General features: G+C 66.7%; 4 protein-coding genes. 3 read left to right on the forward strand and 1 reads right to left on the reverse strand.

Annotated elements, in window-relative coordinates; all coding sequences use genetic code 11:
- On the reverse strand, positions 1–952 hold a 952-nt coding region (locus AC16JP_RS00610), incomplete at its 3' end, for a transglycosylase domain-containing protein (RefSeq protein ID WP_484338661.1).
- Positions 953–1,085: 133 nt separating this feature from the next.
- Between AC16JP_RS00610 and AC16JP_RS00615 the strand changes: the two genes are divergently transcribed.
- From AC16JP_RS00615 to AC16JP_RS00625, 3 genes are all read left to right on the forward strand, one after another.
- On the forward strand, positions 1,086–1,937 hold the full coding sequence (locus tag AC16JP_RS00615) for an N-acetylmuramoyl-L-alanine amidase (protein ID WP_484338662.1): 852 nt from the start codon (positions 1,086–1,088) through the stop codon (positions 1,935–1,937).
- 118 nt (positions 1,938–2,055) lie between these two features.
- Positions 2,056–3,273 carry an argininosuccinate synthase gene (locus AC16JP_RS00620; RefSeq protein WP_484338663.1) on the forward strand — a complete coding sequence of 406 codons (1,218 nt, stop codon included), beginning with the start codon at positions 2,056–2,058 and terminating at the stop codon, positions 3,271–3,273.
- 138 nt (positions 3,274–3,411) lie between these two features.
- Positions 3,412–3,926, forward strand: a 515-nt coding sequence (locus AC16JP_RS00625) for an AI-2E family transporter (RefSeq protein WP_484338664.1), incomplete at its 3' end; no start/stop codon positions are given.

Raw genomic sequence — 3,926 nt, forward strand, 5'->3', positions numbered from 1 at the left:
CTGCCTCGGCGGCGGCCTGATGGCGCGGGTTCAGGCTGGTGGTCACGTCCAGCGGCTCGACGGCCTCGTCGGTCAGCGTGTCCAGCTGGCCCAGCACCCAGTCGGTGTAATAGCGCACGTCGCCCTGGTCGCGATCGACGACGAAGCGCACCGCGGCCATGTCGGCGGCGGTTTCCTCGGCGGCGGTGATGGCGCCCGAATCGCGCATGGTGTCCAGAACCACCATCGCCCGGTCGCGCGCGCGCTCGGGATCGGCGGTCGGGGCGTAGCGGCTGGGGGCCTTCACCAGACCGGCGATGATCGCCGACTGTTCCAGCGAAAGCTGCGTCGCCGGATGACCGAAGAACTTGCGGCTGGCGGCGTCGATCCCATAGGCCCCGCCGCCGAAATAGACGCGGTTGAGATAGGCCTCCATGATCTGCTGCTTGGTGTATCGGCGCTCCATCGCCAGCGCCAGCACCACTTCGCGCATCTTGCGGCCATAGGTCTGGGTGCGGGTCAGGAACAGGTTGCGCGCAAGCTGCTGGGTGATGGTCGATGCGCCCTGCACCTTGCCGCCGCTTTCGATGTTCACCTTCAGCGCCCGCAGCATCCCCAGCGGATCGACGCCGGGATGCCAGTCGAAGCGGCGATCCTCGACCGCTTTCATCGCCTCGGTCATGGTGGGGGGGATTTCGGCATAGGGCAGCCAGCGGCCGTAGCTGGGGCCTACCGTCACCAGTTCGGTGCCATCGGCGGCGCGGATGACAACCGACTGCCCCTGCGGGCTTTTCATAAGATCGCTGTAATCCGGAAGCGACGCCATCGTCAGCGCGACCGCCAGCGCCAGCCCCAGCGCGCCCAGCACCACGAGCGCCAGCCCCCAGCCGAAGACAGCACGAAAAAACCGCCCCGCACGAGAGCGTCGAACGGGCTTCCTGCCCTGCTTTTTCGGAGGCTGGGATGGCGGCATCTGCGGCAGTCCGGATAGCCGCCCGGCGCTTCCTTCACAAGACGCCAGCCCCTCGGCCCGTCGCAGCGGCGGCTGTCCTACAGGGCAGCAAAGCCATAGCTGCCAAGGCAGGGTCGCCCCGAGGAGGTTCTCAATGCGCATATCGAATGGATGGGCGGAAGGCGCCGAACGCCGGCTATCGCCCAATTTCCAGCAAGGCCACGACAGCCGCGAGTGCATCGTCCTGCACTACACGGCGGGATATACCGCCGATTCCGCCATCGCCACCTTCGCATCCGCCAGCACCCGCGCCAGCGCCCATTTCGTCGTCGCGACCGATGGCGCCGTCACCCAGATGGTCGGCTGCAACGATACCGCCTGGCACGCGGGGTTCGGCCTGTTCCGGGGCGCGGGCCGGGTGAACCGGCGTTCGATCGGCATCGAAATCGTCAATCCCGGCTATCATTTCCGCACGGCCAGCGGCGAAATGCTGAACTGGGAACGCAAGCCTGTTCCCGAAAGCCGGCTTGCGCCATTCCCCGGCCTGCTGGAAGCGCGCGACCCGTGGGTGGGGGCCGCAGCACAGTTCTGGCCGCTTTTTCCCGAACCGCAACTGCTGGCGGTCGAGCATATCATCAGCGCCTGCATCCGCGCATGGCCTGCAATCACAGATGTCCTCGGCCACCGCGACATCGATACCGTCCGCCGCCGCAAGGTCGATCCCGGCCCGGCCTTTCCGATGCAGCGGATCCGCCGGCTGCTGCCGGATCGTGCCGACCCGGCAGACCTTGGCGGGCGGGCGCTGTTAGTCCGGGCGCCCGGCACGATGCTGAACATCCGTGGCGGGCCGGGCGTGGCGTTCGAAAAGCTCGGCGCCGGGCCGCTGGCCGACGGGCAGGCAGTGACCGAACTGGAATCGCGCGGCGCATGGGTGCGGGTGCGTGTCGGCTATGGGCGCGGCGCGTTCGAAGGCTGGTGCCACGGCGGCTGGCTTCGCCCCGCCTGAGGCGCACTGCATGGCAGGCGCACCGTGCCAGAGGCCGTGCCCAAGATTGCACCGGCGCGCCGGCGCGCCTATGCGCGGCGCTTCCCTTTTCATTGGCACAAAGCAGGCGACCAGGAACATGAGCGATTCGGTGAAGAAAGTGGTGCTGGCCTTTTCCGGCGGCCTCGACACTTCGGTCATCCTCAAATGGCTTCAGGCCACCTACAACTGCGAGGTCGTCACCTTCACGGCCGACCTCGGGCAGGGCGAGGAACTCGAACCCGCGCGCGCCAAGGCCGAACTGATGGGCGTGAAGCAGATCTTCATCGACGACCTGCGCGAGGAATTCGTCGGCGATTTCGTGGCGCCGATGATGCGCGCCAATGCGGTTTACGAAGGCCAGTATCTGCTTGGCACCTCGATCGCACGGCCGCTGATCGCCAAGCGCCAGATCGAAATCGCGCGGCAGACGGGCGCCGATGCCGTCTCGCACGGGGCGACCGGCAAGGGCAATGATCAGGTGCGCTTCGAACTGGGCTATTATGCGCTGGCGCCCGACATCCGCATCATCGCGCCCTGGCGCGAATGGGATCTTGCCAGCCGCGAGGCGCTGATCGCCTTTGCCGAACAGCACCAGATCCCCGTGCCCAAGGACAAGCGCGGCGAAAGCCCGTTCTCGACCGACGCCAACCTGCTGCACACCTCGTCCGAGGGGAAGGTGCTGGAAGACCCATGGGAAGAAGTGCCGGACTATGTCTATTCGCGCACCGACAACCCCGAGGACGCGCCCGACCAGCCGCAATATATCACCATCGACTTCGAACGCGGCGACCCGGTTGCGGTCGACGGCCTGGGGATGTCGCCCGCCAGCCTGCTGAAAAAGCTGAACGACCTGGGCAAGCTGCATGGCATCGGCCGCCTCGATCTGGTGGAAAACCGCTTCGTCGGCATGAAGTCGCGCGGGATGTACGAAACCCCCGGCGGCACCATCTGGCTGGCCGCGCACCGGGGCATCGAGTCGATCACGCTCGATCGCGGCGCCGCCCACCTGAAAGACGAACTGATGCCGCGCTACGCCGAGCTGGTTTACAACGGCTTCTGGTTCGCCCCCGAGCGCGAGATGCTGCAAGCCGCGATCGACCACAGCCAGGAAAAGGTGACGGGGACCGTGCGCCTGAAGCTCTACAAGGGCAGCGTGCAGGTGGTGGGCCGCAAATCGCCGTTCAGCCTGTACAGCCCGAAGATCGTCACCTTCGAGGACGACGGCGGCGCCTACGACCAGCGCGACGCCAAGGGCTTCATCCGCCTGAACGCGCTGCGCCTCAGGCTGCTTGGCCAGCGCGACCGGCAGGGCTGAGCGACGCGGCATCCGTTAAGCATCCGCTCCGGGCGGCGGTCCCGCCGCCTATCTTGCGCGGGTTCAGGGCGGCGGTCCCTCCGCCCATCTTGCGTGTCGTCGGGGCTGCGCTATGCATAGTCCCGACGAGGAGAACCCATGCAGCAACCCGCGCCTGAGCCGCTGAGCGACTTCACCCTGTTCAGGCGCACACTGGTGGTTGCTGCGGGCGCCGGAACCGCCGTTCTGCTGTGGAAACTGGTCGATCTGATTCTGCTGCTGGCGGCGGCGATGCTGGTCGCGTTCATTTTCTACAAGTTCACCCATCTGATCCGGCGGCGGCTGAAAATGCCGTTCGCGCTGGCACTGGCGCTTGCCGTCATCCTGCCGACCCTGGTGCTGGTGTTCGCATTCGCGATGTTCGGCAACCTGATGGCGGATCAGTTCACAATCCTGTTCGCGCAACTGCCCGCCGCATGGGCCAAGGTGCAGGCGTGGCTCGCCACCAGCGAAATCGGCCGCGAGGTGACGGCGCACGCAGGCAGCTACATGCCCGAAGGCGGCCGCGTCGTCGCGATGCTGCAAAGCGTGTTCAGCAGCCTCGGCACCGTCGCCACCAGTCTCGTCGTCGTGGTGGTGGGCGGCATCTATCTGGCGGCGCAACCGCGCCTTTA

It is taken from the genome of Sandaracinobacteroides sp., assembly GCF_057137845.1.

Excerpts from the sequence above, each read along its gene's own strand:
- AC16JP_RS00615 (WP_484338662.1), top strand. The coding sequence starts at position 1,086 with ATGCGCATATCGAATGGATGGGCGGAAGGCGCCGAACGCCGGCTATCG.
- AC16JP_RS00620 (WP_484338663.1), top strand. The coding sequence starts at position 2,056 with ATGAGCGATTCGGTGAAGAAAGTGGTGCTGGCCTTTTCCGGCGGCCTC.